Raw genomic sequence first — 208 nt, 5'->3', positions numbered from 1 at the left:
CCAGTGGTCCTTGGGGAAGCCGATATAGGCCAGGACGTCGGTCTCGGCTGCATCCATGAAGCCGGCGAGCTTGGGAAGCTTGGGTCGGAGCTGGTCGGCGACCTTGCGCCATTGGGCCTGGCCGGCGGCGGCATCCTCCTGGGCGAAGGCGGTGGCGATGAAGGCGGAGACGACACGGCGGCCGCTCTTGCCGGCATGGGCGAGCGCG

Annotated in this window: 1 protein-coding gene; it reads right to left on the bottom strand. The window is 69.7% G+C overall.

The annotated features are described in order from the left end of the window. The coding region (locus tag FFK22_RS42630) for a transposase (RefSeq protein ID WP_186003005.1) at nt 1–208 on the bottom strand (208 nt) is incomplete at both ends.

The sequence above is a fragment of the Mycobacterium sp. KBS0706 genome, assembly GCF_005938675.2.
GTDB lineage: Bacteria > Pseudomonadota > Alphaproteobacteria > DSM-16000 > Inquilinaceae > Inquilinus.
This window is presented reverse-complemented; position numbering and strand designations above follow the sequence as displayed.